Origin of the sequence: Gluconobacter sp. P5B12 (assembly GCF_018812035.1) — a bacterium.
GTDB lineage: Bacteria > Pseudomonadota > Alphaproteobacteria > Acetobacterales > Acetobacteraceae > Gluconobacter.
This window is the reverse complement of sequence record NZ_JACRVV010000001.1, coordinates 302422-323444: the sequence shown is the minus strand read 5'-3', so window position 1 is coordinate 323444 and position 21023 is coordinate 302422. Positions and strand designations below refer to the sequence as shown.

General features: G+C 57.3%; 21 protein-coding genes. 10 read left to right on the top strand and 11 right to left on the bottom strand.

Annotation, left to right across the window (positions count from 1 at the left end; genetic code table 11):
• Positions 1-140 precede the first annotated feature (140 nt).
• Positions 141-2096: a Hint domain-containing protein gene (locus KP702_RS16365; protein ID WP_215768402.1), complete on the top strand. Its 1956-nt coding sequence runs from the start codon at positions 141-143 to the stop codon at positions 2094-2096.
• Between the two features lie 93 nt (positions 2097-2189).
• On the opposite strand, the gene KP702_RS01415 is transcribed toward KP702_RS16365, so the two are convergent.
• Complete coding sequence (locus KP702_RS01415) at positions 2190-2975, bottom strand: phosphatase PAP2 family protein (protein ID WP_202206370.1); 786 nt, start codon at positions 2973-2975, stop codon at positions 2190-2192.
• Positions 2976-3154: 179 nt separating this feature from the next.
• Between KP702_RS01415 and KP702_RS01410 the strand changes: the two genes are divergently transcribed.
• Positions 3155-3436: a SelT/SelW/SelH family protein gene (locus tag KP702_RS01410; RefSeq protein WP_063904605.1), complete on the top strand. Its 282-nt coding sequence runs from the start codon at positions 3155-3157 to the stop codon at positions 3434-3436.
• Here KP702_RS01410 and KP702_RS01405 read toward each other — a convergent pair.
• Positions 3421-3951: a DinB family protein gene (locus KP702_RS01405; RefSeq protein WP_202206369.1), complete on the bottom strand. Its 531-nt coding sequence runs from the start codon at positions 3949-3951 to the stop codon at positions 3421-3423. The genes KP702_RS01410 and KP702_RS01405 overlap by 16 nt on opposite strands.
• A gap of 178 nt (positions 3952-4129) precedes the next feature.
• Between KP702_RS01405 and KP702_RS01400 the strand changes: the two genes are divergently transcribed.
• Entirely contained in the window at positions 4130-5185 is a 1056-nt protein-coding gene (locus KP702_RS01400; protein WP_202206368.1) for an aromatic ring-hydroxylating dioxygenase subunit alpha, read from the top strand.
• 53 nt (positions 5186-5238) lie between these two features.
• On the opposite strand, the gene KP702_RS01395 is transcribed toward KP702_RS01400, so the two are convergent.
• From KP702_RS01395 to KP702_RS01385, 3 genes are read right to left on the bottom strand one after another with little or no spacing between them, the layout of a single operon-like run.
• The gene (locus KP702_RS01395; protein WP_215768401.1) at positions 5239-6279 is read right to left on the bottom strand and encodes a WD40 repeat domain-containing protein; all 1041 of its coding nucleotides are present in this window, start codon (positions 6277-6279) and stop codon (positions 5239-5241) included.
• Positions 6276-7262, bottom strand: coding sequence for a GTP-binding protein (locus KP702_RS01390; RefSeq protein WP_215768400.1), 987 nt, complete (start codon positions 7260-7262; stop codon positions 6276-6278). Before KP702_RS01390 ends, KP702_RS01395 begins: the two co-directional genes overlap by 4 nt.
• Before the next feature lie 21 nt (positions 7263-7283).
• Complete coding sequence (locus KP702_RS01385) at positions 7284-8582, bottom strand: O-antigen ligase (protein ID WP_252348485.1); 1299 nt, start codon at positions 8580-8582, stop codon at positions 7284-7286.
• A gap of 59 nt (positions 8583-8641) precedes the next feature.
• On the opposite strand from KP702_RS01385, the gene KP702_RS01380 reads away from it, so the two are divergent.
• Complete coding sequence (locus tag KP702_RS01380) at positions 8642-9640, top strand: aldo/keto reductase (protein ID WP_202206365.1); 999 nt, start codon at positions 8642-8644, stop codon at positions 9638-9640.
• Here KP702_RS01380 and KP702_RS01375 read toward each other — a convergent pair.
• Both KP702_RS01375 and KP702_RS01370 read right to left on the bottom strand, forming a co-directional pair.
• Positions 9615-10694: a glycosyltransferase family 4 protein gene (locus KP702_RS01375; protein WP_252348520.1), complete on the bottom strand. Its 1080-nt coding sequence runs from the start codon at positions 10692-10694 to the stop codon at positions 9615-9617. The two genes, KP702_RS01380 and KP702_RS01375, sit on opposite strands and share 26 nt — an antisense overlap.
• 101 nt (positions 10695-10795) lie before the next feature.
• Positions 10796-10978 (bottom strand): hypothetical protein, encoded by a 183-nt coding sequence (locus tag KP702_RS01370; protein ID WP_202206364.1) that lies wholly within the window; start codon positions 10976-10978, stop codon positions 10796-10798.
• A gap of 216 nt (positions 10979-11194) precedes the next feature.
• Here KP702_RS01370 and mtnA point away from each other — a divergent pair, with 216 nt between their 5' ends.
• Together mtnA and KP702_RS01360 are read left to right on the top strand one after the other, a co-directional pair.
• Positions 11195-12289 (top strand): S-methyl-5-thioribose-1-phosphate isomerase, encoded by a 1095-nt coding sequence (gene mtnA / locus KP702_RS01365; protein WP_202206363.1) that lies wholly within the window; start codon positions 11195-11197, stop codon positions 12287-12289.
• A gap of 536 nt (positions 12290-12825) precedes the next feature.
• Complete coding sequence (locus tag KP702_RS01360; RefSeq protein WP_202206773.1) at positions 12826-13746, top strand: DUF2272 domain-containing protein; 921 nt, start codon at positions 12826-12828, stop codon at positions 13744-13746.
• Here KP702_RS01360 and KP702_RS01355 read toward each other — a convergent pair.
• Positions 13722-14114, bottom strand: coding sequence for a rhodanese-like domain-containing protein (locus KP702_RS01355; RefSeq protein WP_202206362.1), 393 nt, complete (start codon positions 14112-14114; stop codon positions 13722-13724). The two genes, KP702_RS01360 and KP702_RS01355, sit on opposite strands and share 25 nt — an antisense overlap.
• Positions 14115-14172: 58 nt before the next feature.
• Here KP702_RS01355 and KP702_RS01350 point away from each other — a divergent pair, with 58 nt between their 5' ends.
• From KP702_RS01350 to aroE, 4 genes are all read left to right on the top strand, one after another.
• Positions 14173-15216, top strand: coding sequence for a cysteine synthase A (locus tag KP702_RS01350; RefSeq protein ID WP_086634001.1), 1044 nt, complete (start codon positions 14173-14175; stop codon positions 15214-15216).
• A gap of 60 nt (positions 15217-15276) precedes the next feature.
• Positions 15277-16002 (top strand): response regulator, encoded by a 726-nt coding sequence (locus KP702_RS01345; protein WP_046900890.1) that lies wholly within the window; start codon positions 15277-15279, stop codon positions 16000-16002.
• Positions 16003-16004: 2 nt separating this feature from the next.
• A complete protein-coding gene (locus tag KP702_RS01340) occupies positions 16005-17600 on the top strand; it encodes an ATP-binding protein (protein WP_202206361.1) in 1596 nt (531 codons plus the stop codon).
• Between the two features lie 114 nt (positions 17601-17714).
• A complete protein-coding gene (gene aroE, locus KP702_RS01335) occupies positions 17715-18575 on the top strand; it encodes a shikimate dehydrogenase (RefSeq protein ID WP_202206360.1) in 861 nt (286 codons plus the stop codon).
• 50 nt (positions 18576-18625) lie between these two features.
• Here the strand turns inward: aroE and KP702_RS01330 are convergent, their stop codons facing one another.
• From KP702_RS01330 to KP702_RS01320, 3 genes are read right to left on the bottom strand one after another with little or no spacing between them, the layout of a single operon-like run.
• A complete protein-coding gene (locus KP702_RS01330) occupies positions 18626-19546 on the bottom strand; it encodes an ABC transporter permease (protein ID WP_202206359.1) in 921 nt (306 codons plus the stop codon).
• A complete protein-coding gene (locus tag KP702_RS01325; protein ID WP_202206358.1) occupies positions 19543-20418 on the bottom strand; it encodes an ABC transporter ATP-binding protein in 876 nt (291 codons plus the stop codon). The genes KP702_RS01330 and KP702_RS01325 overlap by 4 nt, the downstream gene beginning before the upstream one ends.
• Positions 20415-20774 (bottom strand): GntR family transcriptional regulator, encoded by a 360-nt coding sequence (locus KP702_RS01320; protein ID WP_202206357.1) that lies wholly within the window; start codon positions 20772-20774, stop codon positions 20415-20417. Before KP702_RS01320 ends, KP702_RS01325 begins: the two co-directional genes overlap by 4 nt.
• Positions 20775-21023 lie beyond the last annotated feature (249 nt).

Sequence of the window (21023 nt, the reverse complement as noted above, 5' to 3'; positions counted from 1 at the left end):
CCGTGCCTGAAAAGAACACGGATTCAGGAGCCTCAAGGCAATAACAACTCCACATGCCCATAATCAAAAATATCTTTGATTGACCCAGTGGCATTCATTATGGCGCGCAACCGCGTCTTTCCCCAAGAAAAGACATCATAGTGAACCATAGAACTCCTTCCCGATATCCTGATCCTTGCCATAATGGACTGACACGTAGACAGCATAATACGACCGTCAGTGGACTCTATATTTCAGGAAAGAATGACTACCTCGTCGTGCAATCCGGTGGCACAGCCATCGACACAACAGTCACAGCAGGTGGTCACCTGCAGGTTTACTCTGGTGGCAAGACCATCAGTTCCATTCTCACAGTCCCCGATACGGAAGAGGTCATCTATTCCGGCGGAACCGCGACCGGCACAATTGCCACCAGAGGAGCGGGTCAGACCGTCAACAAGGGGGGCGTTGCCAGCAGCACCGTTGCAAGCAATGGCAATCAGTTCATCTTCGGTGGTTCGAGCTTCAATGCGTCCATTCAAAGCGGCGGCAAGCAGACCCTGACCTCGGGAACAGCGACGGCCAACACCGTTACCTCTGGCGGCACAGTGGTCGCGACTGGCGGCACGACAGTTCGCGATCGTATTCTGGCAGGCGGTGTTGAGAACATCAGCCAGAATGCTGTTGCTTCCGGTGCGACTGTATCTGGCGCTGCTGCGCGTCTGAACGTTTCGAGTGGTGGCAGTGCCGTCAACACGATCGTCAATGCCGGAGGCAACATTGTTGTCGGCAATAAAGGCACAGCGAGCGGGACGATCGTCTCTTCGGGTGGCTCTCTTGTCATTCAGGGCGGCAGCATAACCGGCACGATGCTTGTACCCGGCGGTCAGATTGACGTCAGCACGCTGGACTATCAGGGCAACACGGCCGCAAAGATCGTCGACAATGTCCTGACCGTAACTCAGGGTAAAGCATCCTACACCATCAAGCTCGTAGGCGATTACTCCAAGTACCACGCCCATTTCTCTCCAGACCGGAATGGAAAGACAGTCATCTCTCTGGATAAGGGAGCGGAAGTCTGCTTCCTCGCGGATACGATGATCCGCACCACGACCGGTGACATGCCCGTTCAGGACATCCAAATTGGCGCCAAGGTTCTCGCGTGGACACCTGAGGGAGAACAGGCTCGCCCAGTTGTGTGGGTGGGTCGGAAGCACGCCATCGTCCGTCAGGGACTGGCTCCGGATGTAGCGGGTTATCCTGTCCGCATCTGCAAGAATGCGATTGCGGATGGCGTTCCGTCCAAGGACCTTCTGGTTACGCCAGAGCATAGCCTGTTCATTGATGGCGGCCTGATCCCGGCCCGTATGCTCGTGAATGGCCGCAGCATTATTTACGATACCTCCATCACATCCTACGATTACTTCCATATCGAGACGGATGTGCATTCTGTCCTTACGTCTGACGGAATGCTGACCGAGAGCTATCTCAATACAGGCAATCGTGATGGCTTCACGCAGGACAATGCCGTCGTCAGCCTGAGCAGCCCTGTACGAACATGGGAAGCAGATGCCGCTGCCCCGCTGACCGTCAGCCGTGACAAGGTTGAGCCCATCCATCACGCTCTTGCCCAACGCGCGATGGACCTCGGTCTTGCAGACGTTCGTGACGTCAGAATGATCGTAACAGACCCGGACCTGCATCTGATCACACCGGCAGGCAAAATGATCCGTCAGTCCCGTGAGAGCAATGGCCGTGCGATCTTCATGCTGCCGTCAAACGTGGGCAGTGTGCGCCTTGTTTCGAGAACGGCAAAACCATCTGATGCCATCGGGCCGTATGTGGATGACCGTCGTGACCTAGGCGTGCTGGTTGGGGACATCACCCTGTATGCCTCGGAAAGCACACGCAGGATCACATCTCATCTGGAAGCATCCGAGCTTCCAGGCTGGGCTGACAAAGACAACTCCGCCATTCGCTGGACACTCGGCGATGCCGAACTCGATCTTGGTTCCAGCCCTGTACCGCACGGCATGTCTCTTCTTGCCGTAGAAATCGTTGCTGGCGGCCCATACATCGACCAGCAGACCACTGAAGTCTCTGTTCTTCAGGCATAAAACTGAAAGCGGCCACCATAAACAGGGTGGCCGCATGACAGAGATTCAAAAACAATCCGGCCACAGGACTTCATGCCCCTGGCCGGATTTTTATTATTCAGACAGAATGGAATGTGCAGCAGCGTCTGCTTCTGCAGCACAATCAGCAGCGTCTGGTGCAGGGGCCGTAGCCTTCATGGCGCGCAGCTCTTCCCGGGCGGCAGCAAGATCATCCTGCAATTCTGGAGCAGCAAGAAGCGCATCCATTTCAGACGATGCATTCAAAAAGCCAGCCTGCACGTCTGATTTCCAGTGCGCTCCACAGACAATCCGACTCTCGCCAAAAACACGCCCACGCTGCAGAAGCATGGTGGCATGTTCAGGCATCAGGTGGGCCAGCACAAGCGCCATGCCATATCCTGCCGTCGTGTGGCCGGACGGATATGAGGAATGAAGGCCCAACCCCTCCGGCGAGGTGCAGATCGGGAGGTTCGTACCAACAAACGGACGCGTCCGGTGCCAGTAATGCTTGGCTTCAGAGGTCCGGTGGATGATGGGATTTTCCATCCGCTTCAGGACGATGGCCAGATGCGGCGCTTTGGCCAGATCCAGCGTGTAACCAACGGCGCAGGAAAAATCGCGCACCAGATGCGGTACTTCCAGATCTGCATCTTTCTGCGCCAGCACCCAGCGCGGCGTATCTTTCAAGGCGCGCGTCTCATGAAAAACCCTGTCATCATCCGCCTGTGCAGCACTTCCCACCCCTGGCGGAGGCGGCAGCACAAGCCGAACATCCGGTGCTGCAGTTTCCGGCAAAGGCTGCCGAGAGGGTGCTTCACAAGCTGAGAGCAGAGTAGCGCACATCAGAAGCGCAACAGGCAGGCGAACAGAAGAAATCATGCGGTGCAGGGTCTCGCAAAATGGAAAAGATGATCCACTTTCATAATGTTCTCTTCCCGTCGGGGGAAAGTGTTTCTTTATGACCGTTGCACGTCATCCCTGAAGACACATCTGACAGATGGCAGAGTTGCCGTGCTGTGCAATGATGATCCTCAACGTTTCACCCCGGGAGAAAAGACATGTCCTCCACTGCACCGCGCGTCTCAATCCGATATTGCACGCAATGCAACTGGCTTCTGCGGTCTGGTTGGATGGCTCAGGAACTGCTCTCCACGTTTGGGCAGGCTCTCGGGGAAGTCGCCCTGATCCCTGATACTGGCGGCCGCTTTGAAATTCACGTTGATGACGTACTCGTCTGGGAACGCAAGCGCGATGGTGGATTTCCTGGCCCAAAAGAGCTCAAACAGCGTGTCCGGGACGTCATCGCGCCTGAGCAGGACCTTGGTCACACAGACCGCTGATCCTCATCCCGGAGAAACACCGTCAGGTCATTGGATGGCCAGTTCTCCGGGATCTGCTTAAGCATGTCGCCTACAAATCCCCGGTGGTAAGTGGCATGATTGACGACATGAAGAATGATCTGCTCACGGGTCATCCGCCCAGGCTGTCCATCAACAAATGTAAATGAAACCGGACAGTTCAGATCGTCCACGCTCCATTGTTTCACGGCAGCCAGATACCACTCGTTCATGGACTGTGTTGCCTGCCAGAGCGTCTTGAGATCAGGTATCTGGTCGGTCTGACGTGACCGATAACCGTGATCCTTCCCCTGAAGATGATGACGAAAAATGTCGTCAACGACATACACATGGTTCAGCGTACCCAGAATGGTGCTGAACGTCGTCTGCCGCGGCTTCACAATCTCCAACCGGGGCAACTGTAACAGCGTTTCGTATGCCAGCCTGTCAGCCCAGGCGCGGTATTCCAGAAACAGAAAAAGCGTCTTTAAATGAGGCGGAAGAGACAGTCTGGACATACAGGCACCTCATTTCGATTTCGTTTCATACATGCCGTATTGGGGCATTTGAGGCAATTCGCTCCGCTCATCATGCCTCATTATTAGAACGCTTCAATCATATTTATAATATATCAGAGAACGCATGATCCATGGAATGCTCTGCGAGTCCGTTCTTCAGCCCGCGGGGACCCTAACCATGACCGCAGCCTGCGCCAGCCTCTCTGCCGCATCCGTTGACCTGCCACGGAACTGTACGTTCGAACCCGCAGACTGGCAGATCCTTGCCAAGTCCTGGCACCCGGTCGCCCTCTCCCGTGAACTCGGGGAGCGCCCGCTCGGGGCAGTGCTGCTGGATGCACCTCTCGTCATTTACCGCTCTGGAGATGATATCGTCGTTGCCGATGATCTGTGCCCTCATCGTGGTGTGCCGCTAAGCATGGGCAATGGAAACGGCGAGACGATTGCCTGTGCCTATCATGGTTTCCGGTTTGGTCAGGATGGCCGTTGCGTGCGTGTGCCTGCCCATCCGGACAGCAAGATCCCGCCGAAACTTCACCTGAAGACCTACCCAGTTGTAGAGCGGTTCGGCCTCATCTGGACATGCCTGCGCCCCGAAGGAGAAATCAATCTCCCACCGATGCCGCATTGGGACAATCCAGCCTTCCAGCAGATCACTTGCCCGTCCATCGACATCAAGGGCTTCGCAGGACGTCAGGTCGAAGGCTTTATTGACGTGGCACATTTTGCTTTCGTCCATACCGAGACTTTTGCAGACCCTGAAAACCCGATCGTTCCATCCTATTCACCCAAGCTGACGGAAACGGGTTTCGAGGCTGAATACCGTAGCAACGTTTCCAACTTTCCACATGGGCTTCTGGGCGTTGAAGAGTTTGCGGACTTCGAATGGCTCCGGCATTTCCGGGTTTTCCTGCCCTTCACGGCAACGCTGGAAATCCACTTCCCGAACGATGGCAGGCTCGTCATCATGAATGCAGCCTCACCGGTTTCGGCTCGTGTGACACGCATGTTCGCGCCGATCTGCCGGAATTTCGATACGACCGGATCGGTTGAGGATGTTTATGAATTCAATCGCCGTGTCTTTGAAGAAGACCGCCAGATTGTTGAGGCGCAGAAGCCGGAAAACCTGCCTCTTGACCCCAACCTTGAGGCGCATGTGATGGCAGATCGCAGTTCCATCGCCTATCGCCGGGGCTTGCGTGGGATGGGGCTGAGCCAGTTTTTCACGGCCTGAACGCAAAAAAGGAGGCCCGAAGGCCTCCTTTTCATGACGGTCTGAACCGACGCTCAACTTGCAGCGGACAAGTCCACAACACCAACTGTTCCATCTTCCGTTCCGAAGATGATAGCCCCGCCCTGCGGGGTAAAGGACACGGACGTCACCTTGCCACGGGCAGCTTTCTGGCCTGAGCAGAGAGGCAGCACACGCTGGTCCCCACCCCCGATCTCAGCCAGAAGAACAGTCCCGTCTTCGTAGCCGGCCGCAATGATGTCTTCCTTCGGGTTCGGACACACAGCGCTGACAAACAGCCCCGGAAGACGGGCCAGCTCGGACGGAGCCTTGCCCATCGGGCCGCCACCGAAGAACGGCCACAGGACGATGGCATCTGCGCCAGACGTTGCCAGCCAGCGACCATTGCGCGTAAACGCCATGGACCGCACCTGCTTCGGATAGCCGCTCATGCGCATGTTGTGCCCATCGGCCAGACGCCAGCCATGCAGATCGTTTTCCTGCATGGACGTGACCAGCGCTTCCCCACCCGGATGAATGGCAATGCCAATATGGCTGCCTTTCCATTCGAACGGGCGCACAGTATCGACCTTGGCCTGCACGAACCAGACAGACGCACCGTTGTAATGCGAGGCCGCAACGCGCTTGCCCTTGGCATCAAAAACAATGCCCGTCACAGATGACGGATGATCCAGCTTCTTGAGCGTTGTCGTGCCTTCAGCCGCCCGGACTTCAAGCTCCCGGCCAGCCGAGAACGCGAAATGCGTGGTGGATGACGCAATGCAATCGACCCACCGGCGCCCTTCGCTCAGAACCTCCGTCCGGCCATCGGCATAAGTGCGGACAAGTTTTCCGTCCTCGCCGCCCGTTAGAAAAGCATCCGGCAGGCTGTCCTGTGACAGGCACAACGCCCCCTCGTGAACCGAGAGAACCGTCCAGGCGCCAAGCGTATTCATCTTGTCGCGCGGAATGAGAATGATCTCACCATCCGCCGTGGCAGCGGCCAAAGTCTTGCCATCACGTGACGACACAACGCCGATAATCGGGCTTTCGAAGCGACGTTCTGCGCCGCGATCTTCAATGATTTCCCGTGTCATTCCGCGATGCAGCTTTCAAAGCCGCGACGAAGCTGCGGACGATTCAGATTACGGCCAATGAAAACCAGACGGGAATCCCGGCTTTCTCCCTCACGGTAGGGGCCAATGAAATCACCATCTGCCATCATATGCACGGCCTGAAACGCAAAGCGCTGATCTTCACCCTTGAAGTGCAGGATGCCTTTGGAGCGCAGGATATCACCACCCTGTTCCTGCAGGAGCGCACCAATCCAGGCTTGGAAACGCCGCTGGTCAATCAGCTCCTTCACAGAGAGGGAAATGCTGACGATGCCCTCTTCATGGGAGTGATGATCGTTTTCCAGAAAGTCCGGCATCGTGGACAGGGCACGCTGAAGGTCGAAGCCGCCACGATCCAGAATGTCCGTCAGCTTCACACCGCCATGCTGGGCTTCGTGAATTTCAGCCACGGCATTGATCTGGCGAATGCGGGCAACGATTTCCTTGCGGCGCTCTTCATCGGCAAGGTCGGTCTTGTTCAGAACGATCACATCCGCAAATGCGAGCTGACTGATCGCTTCCGGGCTTTCGTCCAGCGTTTGCATGATGTTGAAGGCATCAACAACTGTCACAACAGCATCAAGACGGGCCTTCTCGCGGATGTTTTCATCCACAAAGAATGTCTGTGCGACGGGGGCCGGATCGGCAAGGCCGGTCGTCTCGACGATGATCCCGTCAAAACGACCACGACGGCGCAGCAGCCCGCCGAGAATGCGGATCAGATCGCCACGCACGGTGCAGCAGATGCAGCCGTTGTTCATTTCGAACACTTCCTCGTCGGCATCCACCACGAGGTCATTGTCCACGCCAAGCTCACCAAACTCATTGACGACCACGGCATATTTGCGGCCGTGCTCAGCAGTCAGGATATGGTTCAGCAGGGTGGTTTTACCGGCGCCAAGAAAGCCGGTCAGAACAGTAACGGGAACGGTTCCGGCGCGTGCCGGATCACTGGTGCTGGACATTGGGGTGCCTCCGTAATCTGCTTACGATATAGGCCCGCGCGCGGTGTCTTGAAAGCCGTTGCGATAGGCCAACCCCAGACCGAGCATCAGAAATCCCCATCCACCCAACGGCAGATTCATGAAATCCGAAGAGGACGCGATGGGCCATTCCTGAATGAAGACCGCGGCAAAAAGACCGATTGCAATGGCTGAACCCTGCCGCCCTGGCCAGAGCGCCTTGAGCCAGCAGGCCACCATCAGCACAAACAGGATCAGGCCCGGAATACCAGCATTTACCAGAGCCTGAAGATAATGATTGTGCGGATGCTGAACACAGAGATCGCGCCAGCCTTTTTCTGGCGTTGCCATGGAAAGCCACGACAGACCGTGGAACGTCGCCGGGTCATCACAGTGATGGCGATAGGCGTCATAGCCCTGCCCCAGCAAAGGATGTTCCTGCGCCATCACCACAGCATGAGTGTAAATCTCGCCGTAAGGAGACTGGCTAAAATGCGTCAACTGCTGCCGGGCAAGCACAACGAGATGTGAGAAGCTACCGGGCGACAGCGCACTTGCGGCAAAGATCAGAAGCGGCATCATTGCCGCCGCGACAAGCGCTGCCGGGCGCATCGGCCGATACAGAAGCGCGCAGATACCAATTCCAAACAGCGCAAGCGCGAATGGCATTCTCTGCCCCGCGAGGACCATGACCGCCACGGCAAGAACCGTCGCAGCACAAAGTCCCAGAGTGCGGGACCAACGACTTTTCCACCCCTCGATCAAAGTACAACCAAGCATCAGCATCGGCAGAATAAGGCGTGACAATGGGGCAGCGGCACGGGGGTGCGTGTAAGGGCCTGTGAGAGTGCCATCATGGAAGCGCGGCACGCCAAACAGATTTCGGCCGAACGCCGCCTGAACCATAATCTGGAATGCAATGTAAAGCCCGCATCCACACGTGACGCAGAGCGCCCTTCTGCGCCAGACGTCATCGCGCAACAGCCAGCAGCCCAGCGCTGCGGCAGCCAGCGGAAAGCGGATGGCTGCCAGAGACTGGCCCAGTGCCCCATGACCGGGCGAGACCCAGACTGTGCACAAAACCTGCCAGCCCCACCAACAGAAGGTCGCGATGACCCAGGGCTCTCTTGCCCAGTCCCATTGCCGCGTTCGTGCCGACTGCACCAACAGCAGAACGGCAAGAATATCGAGGTCTGCTTCCGCCAGCCCTCTGAGATGCGTGAGTGTCAGCGGCAGCAGAACAGCAAGCCACTGGCCGAGGCGGGTCAGGGAAAAAGAAGACAGGCGCATGGACATTGTGGATGGCGGGTTTCGACTTTCCATGCAACCACCTCCATCCGAATGCGCTTTTTTGAAACAGTCCCTTTCTTATGGAGACAGGCATGTCCTCAGACACCATTCTCATTCCCGGCATCGACACTCCGGTTTCCCGCGTGGCTCTTGGCACCTGGGCCATTGGCGGCTGGATGTGGGGCGGGCCGGACGATGAAAACGGCGTTCGCACCATCCATGCAGCTCTCGATGACGGCATCAATTTCATCGACACAGCCCCCGTCTATGGCTTCGGGCACTCAGAAGAAGTTGTTGGCCGGGCACTGGCCGAAAAGCCAAACAAGGCTTTCGTCGCGACAAAGCTGGGCCTGAACTGGACGGATGATAAACCCGAAGACCGCAAGGTTTTCCGTGATTCCCGCCCTGCCCGCATCCGCAAGGAAGTGGAAGATTCCCTTCGCCGCCTGCGGGTCGAGACGATCGATCTCGAACAGATCCATTGGCCCGATGACAAGACGCCCATTGATGAAAGCGCACGCGAACTGCAGAAACTTCATCAAGAAGGTAAGATCCGGGCGCTCGGCGTCAGCAATTTCTCCCCAGAGCAGATGGATATTTTCCGCGAAGTTGCTCCACTCGCAACAATTCAGCCCCCGCTAAACCTTTTCGAACGCACCTGCGAAAAAGATATTCTCCCATACGCCAAGAAGAATAACGCCGTGGTGCTCGCTTATGGCGCACTGTGCCGCGGGCTTCTCTCCGGCAAGATGAACAAGGATACGACCTTCCCGAAGGACGACCTGCGTTCAGGTGATCCGAAGTTCCAGAAGCCGAAGTTCGAGAGCTATCTCGCCGCTGTCGAAGACTTCAAGGAGCTGGCCGCCAAGCGCGACAAGTCCGTTCTCGCCTTCGCCGTACGCTGGGTTCTGGATCAGGGGCCAGTCATCGCTCTTTGGGGTGCACGCAAGCCTGAACAGGTCTCCGGTGTGAAGGATGTCTTCGGCTGGTCTCTGACCGACGAGGAAAAGAAGGCCGTGGACGAAATTCTGGCACGTCACGTCCCGGACGCGATTGACCCGACCTTCATGGGGCCGCCGAACCGCGACTGAAAGCAATGGCTGCCTGACGCAACGCGACAAGGCGCGCGCGGGCAGCCTCCAGACTGAACAGAGCGGCCCGTTCGCGGCCTTTACGCCCAAGCTCCGCTCTGAGTGCCGGGTTATCCATCAGTTGACCCAGCGCGGCCTCTAGCGCTCCGGAAGCATCCGGGGCCGCTAGCAGGGCCGCCTCTCCGACTACATCCGGTAGCGCGCCAAATGGCGAGACGATCACAGCCGCCCCGCACGCCATGGCTTCCAGCGCCGTCATGCCAAATGGCTCCGGCCAACGGCTTGGCACAACAACAATAGCCGCTTCCGTCATGGCTTCAAGAACATCCGGATGGGACCGATAGCCCGTCATCAGAACATCAGCCTGTGCCGCCTGAGGGCGCAGCCGGGTCAAAAATGGAGTTTCCGGTGAATCTGGGCCAAATCTGTCAGCGCCCATAATGACAGCTGTCCAGTCCGGATACTGATGCCGCAGACTTGCCCAGACTGAGACAAAAGCATCTGCCCCTTTGTCTGCAACGACCCGTCCCGCGAACAGAACCTGTTTTTTCCGCGGGCGCTCAGCTGGTAATACGGACAGATCCACACAGTTTGGCTGAATTTCGACGCGTGGCGGCGTATCGCTGCCTTCTGCAAAACACGTCGCAACCCATTGCGAAACAGCGCAAACCAGCACTTTCGTAGCGAGCCGAGACCTTTCTGTCGCAGTTTTGGCGCCCCTCATGGAGCGCGGATCATTGTGCAGGATCAACCGAACGGGAGCGACACGGGACAGAGCCATGGCCAGATCCGGCCTGTTATGAACCTCGATCAGATCAGGCCGAAAGCGTCGGGCTGCGCGAACGCAGGACAATGCATATTTCAGGCGTTGAGGAAGCGGCCATATGACACGCTTTAGCGGAACAAATTTGCCGCCCGGCAACGGAACGCCCAATACAGCTCTACCGATAATCCGATCATCACAGAGGGCCATGCGGCTGACGAGCAGGGAAATCGCGCCAGCGTGGCCTTCAGCGTAGAGTTCACGCGGCGGCAGAACCGTCAGTACACGCAGAGACACTACTCATGCCCTTTCCAGATCCGACCCGGCAAAACAGGACCCGAGCAGCGGAAGAGGCTTAACAGCCTGAGGCAGAAGAGTGAAAGAGGGCGTGCTCAGGAAGAAAGCTGACGCTTTTCCTGCTCAAGTTTCCGGCGGCGCACCACCTTACGATTCTCTCGCAGCTGCCGGTATTTTTCCAGAGCCGTCATGTTGTCGGACCTGCTTTTTGTGGAAAGACGTGATTGAGCGTCAGACGCGCGCACGGCGGTATTTCCGGGGTTCACGAGAGAGGCCATTATCTTTCCCTACAGCTAGAAAGAGAATCCAGACATGAAACGTAATACAATTCATACTACTGGTTTCTGGACCCTCGCAAGGCAATATCCGCCTAACGCGCAATACGACCGGGGGGTTTCTGCTCTTGAGTTCACCGAATGTATCGCGCACATGCGCTATAAGACGTTTTTTCTGTTCCGCGCCCTGAATGTCGGAGCGCCTCCCAGGAGCACTCAATGAAGATCAATGGCATTGCCTATCGCAGCATCTGGCGCCCGTCTGACGACGCCAAAAGCATCCGCATTTTCGACCAGACCCGCTTCCCATGGGAAGTGGAGGTGCTTGAACTCCGCGACGTAGGCGCTGTCGCGCATGCAATCCGCAGCATGCAGGTTCGGGGTGCTCCGCTGATTGGTGCCGTCGCAGCCTATGGTCTGGTTTTTGCCCTTCAGAACGACGCATCCGATGCTGCGCTGGGAAAAGCAGCGGCTGATCTGATCGAAACACGCCCGACTGCCATCAACCTGCGCTGGGCCATTGAACGCATGGTGACGCGTCTGCGCGCGCTCACGCCAGCAGAGCGCGTTGAAGCCGGATATGTGGAAGCCGATGCGATCTGTGATGAAGACGTGCAGGTCAATGAAGCCATCGGCCGCCATGGACTGGACCTGATCCGCGAAATCTGGGAGCGCAAGGGTAAGACAGGCCGCGTCAATCTTCTCACGCACTGCAATGCCGGCTGGATTGCCACAGTAGACTGGGGAACAGCACTAGCCCCCATCTACATGGCGCACGACGAAGGCATCCCGGTGCATGTCTGGGTGGATGAGACACGCCCCCGCAATCAGGGCAGCCTACTCACGGCCTGGGAACTCGGCAGCCATGGTGTCGCGCATACCGTCATCGCGGATAATGCCGGCGGCCACTACATGCAGGCTGGCGATGTGGACATGGTCATCGTTGGCACGGACCGCGTAACGGCACAGGGCGATGTGGCCAACAAGATTGGCACCTACCTCAAGGCGCTCGCAGCCAAAGACAACAACGTCCCGTTCTGGGTGGCACTCCCGTCTTCCACGATCGACTGGCGTGTTCGGGACGGCGTGAAGGAAATCCCGATTGAAGAGCGTAGCCAGAACGAAGTCCTATTCATGACAGGTCTGACGGATAACGGTGCTCCGGGGCGCGTCCGTATTGCACCAGAAAACAGCTCGGCGGCCAATCCGGCTTTTGACGTAACACCAGCCCGTCTGGTGACCGGACTGATCACCGAACGTGGCCGGTGTGATGCTTCCGGAGAGGGGCTAAAGACCCTTTTCCCGGACAACTGATACAGGCACATTGTAACCATTCGAATCGTTTGAAACGAATGGTTACATGCACGCCCTGCCCCACATTCCACCAGAGCGTGTCCTCCCGCCTGCCCCCTTGCGTCCCCACTCCCAAGTCTTTCGGACGTTACTTATCGTCTATGCAGGTTTGAGTTCATGGCTCGTCAAATTGATACCTTTATTCCTCGCTGGTTTCATGATGGGCTGGGACCCAGAAGAGCATCAAAGTCTCGGCATGATTTCCTGGGCGTTGGGTCTCATGACCTATATCTGTCTTGCTCCAGTCATTTCGGTTGTTGCTCTGGTTTTCCTTCTCCTGTCCTTTCGAGCCGGTCCGGATAAGGCCAGAAGATGCCTAAAACATATATTTTTTCTTCTTATACCTTTTGCACCCGCCATTCTGATTGAAGGAGCCGTACGGTTCTTTCCTTCCGTTCTCTAAATAAACAGCCTCTCTTTCTCACATGCGAGGCCCTGCCCTTGACGCTCCATCGCACTTGCCGTTCAAGATGCAGGTTCATCGAGCCAGCATGAGGATGATTGTGTCAGACTCGCATATTTTCTGGCGAACAGCTGCTACGGCCGCCCTGTTCGCACTGACCGGCTGCGCCAGTCAGAACAGTGTCCGTCCGTATCCGGCCCAGACTCCCAACGCACAGTATGCGAACGGCACAACAGGCCCGGTGGGCTACAACAGCCACGTTCCGGACTTTGCCAGCCGTAATTTTGAGCCTTTCAACCGTCAGGACGTCGCAGCTATTGCCCTGCGGGAATGGCGCATGTTCGGCGGACCTGTAGCTGATGACGATCCGGAAGACCGACCAGAACCCACGGATCCTGCCCTGAAGCCGGAACGTATTCCCGGCTTGTGGCAGCGCGTGGGTGAATACTGGTGGATCGGCCAGGACCCGTATGAAACGGAAGCTGGCTGGACGGGTAAGACCGATGCGAACGGCACACGCTTCGACGCCGCGCATGACGGGCACTACGCCTGGTCGGCAGCGTTCATTTCCTACGTCATGCGTGTCGCAGGAGCGAATGACCGCTTCCCGTATTCACCCAACCACGCGACCTATATCAACGCGGCCGCCAGTGGGCAGTCCAGCGGTGTCAGCGCACATGATCCGGGAAGCTACACCCCAAAAATCGGCGATCTGATCTGCGTAGGCCGTGGCCGTAGCAAGACCGTGACGTTCTCGATGCTTCCGACGTCTTACGGGTTCCCGGCTCATTGCGGCATCGTCACCGCCGTCAATCAGAATGACCAGCCTTTCGGTCATGAGCTGAGCATCGTTGGCGGCAATGTGGACGACGCCGTGTCTCTGACACATGTTCCCACAGATGCGAACGGGCGGGTCGCTGATGGCTCAGGTCACAGCTACGACAGCCGCTATCCGTGGTGCGTCGTCCTTGAAGTCCGTTATGACGCCGATCAGGAACCTGACAGCGGCATGTGAACGTATGGCAGTCCCCCGGCGCGCCAGCCCGTGCCGGGGCCATGCTTGTCTTCGAAGCCGTCGACGATATTGCTTACATCCGCATATCCGGCATGTTCAGCCAGAAGCGCTGCATTATGGGAGCGCATCCCTGACCGGCACAGAAACAGGACGCGACTGTTCTGATCAGGCACAGCATTCAGCAGTCCTTCCAGAAACATCTGTTCCAAACCCGGCTGCCACGTCAGACACACAACGGGCCTTGGCAGGGCAGAAGAATCGGGCAGGCCAATTTCCGCCCATTCCAGTGGCGTCCGCACATCGACGAGGATGCTGTCGGCTTCATTTGCAAGCACGTCCCATGCCTGCTTTGCTGTCAGTACCTTCATGGCCTTCCTCATCCTTACAAAACGCGGTCTATAATTCCGTTAGCACAGGAGTGAACGTATGACTGACATCACCAGCCCACACCAGTCCGTTTCGGCAGGGTGGCAGAGCACCTCCTCCAGCATGACGGCCGCCATTGGCGGAACGCCGCTCATCCGTCTGAAGCGCGCCTCCGAAGAAACCGGTTGTGACATCTACGGCAAGGCGGAGTTCATGAACCCCGGCGGATCGGTCAAAGACCGTGCGGCACTTGCCATCATCGAAGATGCTTTCCGCACTGGCGCTCTCAAGCCCGGCGGAACTGTTGTCGAAGGAACGGCGGGCAATACTGGCATCGGACTGACACTGGTAGCTCAGGCCATGGGCTGCAAGGCGATCATCGTCGTGCCGGAAACCCAGAGCCGCGAAAAGCTCGACTTTCTGCGCATGATCGGCGCAGACCTGCGACTGGTCCCCGCCAAGCCCTTCCGTGACCCGGGCAACTACGTCCATGTGTCACGTCGTCTGGCTGAGGAAACCGGTGCTTTCTGGGCTAACCAGTTCGACAATACTGCCAACCGCGAAGGCCATCGCACCACGACAGCCGTCGAAATCTGGAACCAGACGGGCGGAAAGATTGATGCCTTCACCTGCGCCTGCGGCACCGGCGGCACTCTGGCAGGCATCGGAATGGGCCTGCGGGAACAGGCTGCGGCAGCAGGCAAAACGGCCCCAAAGATCGTTCTGGCGGACCCGGAAGGTTCCGCACTCTATGGCTGGGTGAAATCCAACGATCTGACCATCAGCGGCGGCTCCATCACGGAAGGTATTGGCCAAGGACGTGTCACAGCCAATCTTGAGGGCTGCGCACCTGATGATGCAGAGCGAATTGCGGACCCGGAAGCGCTGGAGCAGATCTTTGCCCTGACCGCAGAAGAAGGCCTGTCCGTGGGTGGTTCGTCAGGCATCAATGTTGCAGCAGCTATCCGAACTGCAAGGAAGCTTGGTCCTGGACATACGATTGTTACAATCCTGTGCGATGGAGGGGCAAGGTATCAGTCCAAGCTGTTCAACCCTGAGTTCCTTCGTGCGAAAAACCTCCCGGTTCCCTCCTGGCTGGCGTAAGCACGAAAGTGGCGCGGCGGACCTGAACCGCGCCACAAGCCGATGGAAGGTAACATCATCATGGGTACAGAAACCCTTCCCCATCTTCTGGTCGTCGATGATGACCGTGAAATCCGGGAGCTTCTGAGCAAGTTCCTTGAACGGAACCATTTCCGCGTCACGGCTGCGCGCGATGGTCGTGAAGCCCGAAAAGCCTGGGCCAACGGTCATTACCAGCTTGTGGTTCTGGACCTGATGCTTCCGGGCGAAAGCGGCCTTGAGGTCGCACGGTGGCTGCGTACCCAGGATAATGTTCCCATCATCATGCTGACGGCCATGAGCGATGAAACCGATCGGATCATCGGTCTGGAATTTGGCGCGGACGATTACGTTGCCAAGCCGTTCAATCCCCGCGAACTCCTCGCCCGCATTCGCGCTGTTCTGCGCCGGACAGTTGATGCGTCTGAAAAACGTCAGGCCACAGATACCCGCAAGATCATGTTTGCCGGCTGGTGCCTCGATCCTGTCCGCCGCCGTCTGCTCAACCCTGATGGAGCAGAAATCTCCCTGACGGGTGGCGAATACGATCTTCTGATCGCGCTGCTGGAACGCGCCAACCGCGTCCTGACCCGAGACATGCTGCTTGAGCTGCTTCGCGGCCGTCAGGCTGGACCGTTCGACCGTGCCATTGACGTCGCCATCAGCCGCCTGCGTCGCAAGCTGGAAGATGACGGCAGGAATGCACAGGTCATCAAGACCGTGCGCGGTGGCGGCTATGTTCTTGCAGCAGAAGTCGAACGCGTCTGAAAGTGCGCTTTTTTCCCAGTTCCCTTGTCGCTCGCACCAGCCTGCTTCTGATTGTCGGGCTGGCCGTCATTGAACTTGCAGGACTGGGAATCCACGCGCTCGACCGTCTTGATCTGGCTGAACGCAGCCAGATGCATGACTACCAGATCCAGGTCTTTTCCATTTATCGCACAATTGCAGAAACAAAGGAGGAAGACCGGAAGAACGCCATAGACGACCTGCACATCCCGTCGAATACAACAGTTCTTCTGCTTGGGACGCCGGATCAGGACATCCATAGCCACAAAATTCCGCTTCCCTTTTTCGCGCCGGGCGGGCTCGCTCCCGGGCGCTTTCATGCCCCGCCTCCCGGTTTCGGTCCCGGCCCGGCTCCGTTTGGCCCCGGTGGGTTGATGGAACCAGGAGGCCCTGGGGCGCTACCGCCCGGGGAAGAGAGCAGGGAACACCCTTTCGGCTCCCCTGAACACCCGCCCTTCCCTAATGAACACGGTTTTGATCGTCCTCATGAAGGCTGGTACGGGCCGGGAAGCAGCGGGCGTGAAGGATACCGAGAGATCCCCCCCTTCATGCGGGGATCGTTCCTCCCTTCCTCTCTTTACCCACTGGAGATCTGGGCCGGCCAGGAACTTCGGACACATTCCACATCCATGCTGTTGCCGGATGGTCATTGCTGGCTTGTCGTCCGTTACGTCATGCCGCTGCCCAACCCGCTCGAAGCTCCGACATTCATCATCGCATTCCTGATGATGTCCCTCTTCGGAGGGGCGCTGATCGTCTGGGCCACACGCCGCCTGATCGCCCCGGTCACGACATTGGCCACTGCCGCGGAAGCGCTTGGTCGGGACGTCAACAGCTCAACGGTTCTACCTGAAAACGGCCCCTCGGAGATCCGCCGGGCGGCGATTGCTTTTAACACGATGTCCATGCGGATCCGCCGGTTTGTCTCGGACCGGACGCTTATGCTGACCGCAATCGGGCATGACCTGCGCACACCAATTACACGGCTGAAGCTACGTGCCGAATTCATTGACGATGACGAACTGCGCAACAAGATTCTGGCGGATCTTGATGAAATGGAAGCCATGGTGGCCGCCACACTGGCTTTCGGTCGTGACAGCGCCTCGAATGAACAGGTTGTCTCCCTTGATCTGCGCACCCTGCTGCAAACCATCATGGACGAAGCGGCAGAAAGCCACCCGCAGCAGGCAGATGCGCTGGTCTATGAGTTGCCCGTACAACCAGTCCGGATTCAGGCCCGGTCCGTAGCGCTGAAACGCGCACTGAACAATCTTATTCTCAATTCTCTGAAGTATGGTGGCAGTGCGCATGTCACGCTCATTCCGCCCTCCCAGAAGAAAGAAAAAGACCGCATCGCCCGCATCATTATCGAGGACAACGGCCCCGGCCTGCCTGAAGGTGAGCTAGAGCGGGTTTTTGAGCCGTTCGTGCGGATCGAGACCAGCCGGAACCGTGAGACTGGGGGCACCGGCCTGGGGCTTTCCATCGCCCGGACAATCCTGCGGGCACAGGGGGGTGACGTACGCCTTCAGAACCGCGGCGAAGGCGGCCTGCGGACGATCATCACGCTGGCGGCGTAGCCCCCTCTCCTCATCACTTCTCTGCCATCCATAGCCTGAACCGCTCAAAGGCGGTTCCAATCTGTTCAGCATGTCTTTTTATGTCAGGGACGCCTCAACACAGGAGAGCCAGACATGAGTGACCAGAACTTCCGCAGCATTCTGACAGGATCATTTTCGACACCATGCGCAGACAATCCAACCGTCGCCATGATCGAAGCCGCATACATCCATGAGGGACTGAACGCGCGTTACATCAACTGTGACGTCAAGGCAGACAATCTGGCTGACGCCGTCAAAGGTGCCAAAGCCATGGAATGGGTCGGGTTCAATTGCTCCCTGCCCCATAAGGTCGCGGTTCTGGAACATCTCGATGCTTTGGATGAGTCAGCAAAACTGATCGGAGCGGTCAACTGCGTCGCCATCAAGGACGGACGCCTGACGGGCCATAACACGGACGGCAAGGGGTTTCTGGCGTCCTTGAAAGAGATCACAGATCCAGCCGGAAAACGCGTTCTTCTTCTTGGCGCAGGGGGAGCCGCACGTGCGATTGCCGTTGAACTGGCACTGGCGGGCGCCGCCCATCTCACCATCGTCAATCGTGACGTCAAGAAAGCCGAGACCATTGCTGCGCTCGTGCGTGACAACTCAAGCGCAGATGCCGAAGCGAAGCCCTGGCAGGGCGATGTTTCCGTTCCCGAAGGCACAGATATCGTCATCAATGCCACATCCATTGGCCTTGGTGATCCGGAGGCGATACCGCCTGTGGACATTAAAAGCCTGACCAAAGGGCAGATTGTTGCGGACGTCATTCCCAACCCACCGCAAACACGCTTCCTTCAGGAAGCTCACTCGCAAGGCTGCACGACCCTCGATGGCTTGGGAATGCTGGTCAACCAAGGCCTGATTGGTGTTGAGATCTGGCTGGGCAAAACGCTCGATGGAGACGTGATGGCCCAGACACTGGAAGAAATTTTTGAATCATCCGGAGACTGAACTCCGAGCCCCCTCCGTCTGGCACACAGACGGAGGGTTTTAGATTTTGCCTAGATAGGCTCTGCCCGGCGACGCAGCCAGACTGTCAGAACGAGACAGACCGCCGCCAGCAACACACCCCACCAAAGTGAAGGCATCGAAAACAGGGCTAGAAAGTCCAGGTGTCCGGTTACGATCTTATCTGTTGGCGTATGCTGTACATCAAACCCATCAGACTGGGTGGCGATGATCTTCATCTGGGCATCGTGGAAACCGGTCCCGGGAAAATGCAAAAAGCGGTCCCATATGATGCCCGTAATATGGTTCGTACGCAGACCAATGGCTTCCACAATATAGAGACCCGCCAGTCCCCCTAATACCCACACGGCAGGCACGGTTCTGACACTGGCTGAGACCAAGAACAGAACGGCATAAATCGGTAACCACCACAGAGTATTCAGCACGATATAGGCAATATCATAGATCATCAGATGACCTACACTGGCTTGTTCTGCCAGACCCACCGGAGAAATTCCGTATGCCTGTGCAGTCGCGACAATAAGAACGATCGTCGCCACCCAGCTTAAAAACAGCGACAAAAGAGGGCCGATCGCAAGCACAACACTCGCCTTGGCCGCGACGCTCAATCGGTCCGAGACAGGCAGAGACTTCCAGAAAAGCACCGACAGGTCCTTACGTTCATTATAGAACGTACCGAGCGCATAGATGCACCCCACCGTCAGGGCTGCGACATTGGCGATCCCAAACAGCATTTCCGCCGTGATCCTGAACAACAGGGTTGGTGGAACAATTTCTGCCGTCCCTTTTATGACCTTGAGGTGGCTCGTGTGCAGCTTCAAGCAGAGAAGAACCAATGGCAGACAAACCATTACCAAGGGGCCGAGTATCAAAAACCGGTTTCCCCAAAGCTCTCGCCTGACAGTCCAGACGTATTGCTTCAGCGGCCACGTCATTTTTCCATATTCGCTCATGCCCCTGCCCCTTTCCTGTTCCCACGGTTCTGTCCCATCAGCACCAGAAACAGATCGGCCAGTCGCGGCTGGCGTGTTTCGCCAAGGGCCGCCAGTTCACTGTGCGGCACCCCATCGAAAAGCATGATCGGCTGCCCCATGATAAGCCTTTCACTGATCGGCCCCAGATGTCGGGCAGTGTCCGAAGTCTCCGCTCTGGGTTTCAGTTCCACGAAACGCTGCGCCAGATTTTCCATGCTGTCCTGTAGGGTGATGCGACCATCCCCGATCAGGATCACATCCGTGAGGATATCCTCGATTTCCTCGACCTGATGGGTCGTCACCAGAATGGTGCGGTCATGGTCGAAATAATCATTAAGAAGCGTGATGTAGAATTCGCGACGATACAGCAGGTCCAGCCCCAGCGTCGGCTCATCAAGCACCAGCAGCTTGGCATCAATAGCCATGACCAGCGCCAGATGAAGCTGCGCGACCATACCCTTGGACAAATCCCGCACGCGAGAACGCTTCTGAATGTCTGTCCGGGAGAGAAAGTGCTCCGCCCGGCTCCGGTCAAACCGTGGATGAACGCCTTCGACATAGTCCAGAACCTGCCAGACCTTCATCCAGCGCGGCAGCAAAGCCACATCGGCAATAAAGCAGACATCCTGCATCATTGCTTCGCGCTCACGCCAGGGATCACGCCCCAGAATCTTGAGGGAACCTTCATAGGGGACAAGACCCAGAATGGCATTCAGAGCTGTCGTCTTGCCTGCGCCATTCGGTCCGATCAGCCCAACAATTCGGCCCGATGGAATACTGAGGTCAATGCCCAGAACACCTTTGCCCCCGCGATGCACTTTTCGCAGACCCTGTGCTTCAATACAGATCATGCGACATCTCCCTTTTTGAGAAGATCATTCAGGCTGAGACCAAGACGACGGATTGTCCGTAGCGTTTCCGGCCATTGTTCCGTCAGGAATTTCTGACGTTCGCTCTCACCGAGCCGCGCCAGCGCACCCTGCGCCACGAACAGTCCAAGACCACGACGCTTCTCGACCAGCCCTTCATCAGAAAGCTGCTGATACGCCTTCATCACGGTCAAAGGATTCACCTGGCATTCGGCTGCAACCTGTCGAACCGACGGGATTGCGTCACCCTCAGCGACAGCACCATCCAGCATCATGCCGACCACCCTGTCCCGGAGTTGCTGATAGATCGGCTGGCTCTCATTCCACGCACCATCCACAACACACCTCCTCAAATCTCTCTGCCCGGGACTTCATTTCGTACGCCTCATTTCCGTTCTGGTGATTTACATAACTATATCACCAAATCGGAAGCAAGGAGATTTCCGCACCGGCCTGCCCGCGACGTTTCCAACCGCAGGTCAGGTCCTTTCAGGTCTGGACAAAAATAAAGCGCCATCTCCCAAGAGATGACGCTCTAAAAAACCTCAGATCCAGCCATGCAGCAGATTAGAACATGGCGCGATCTG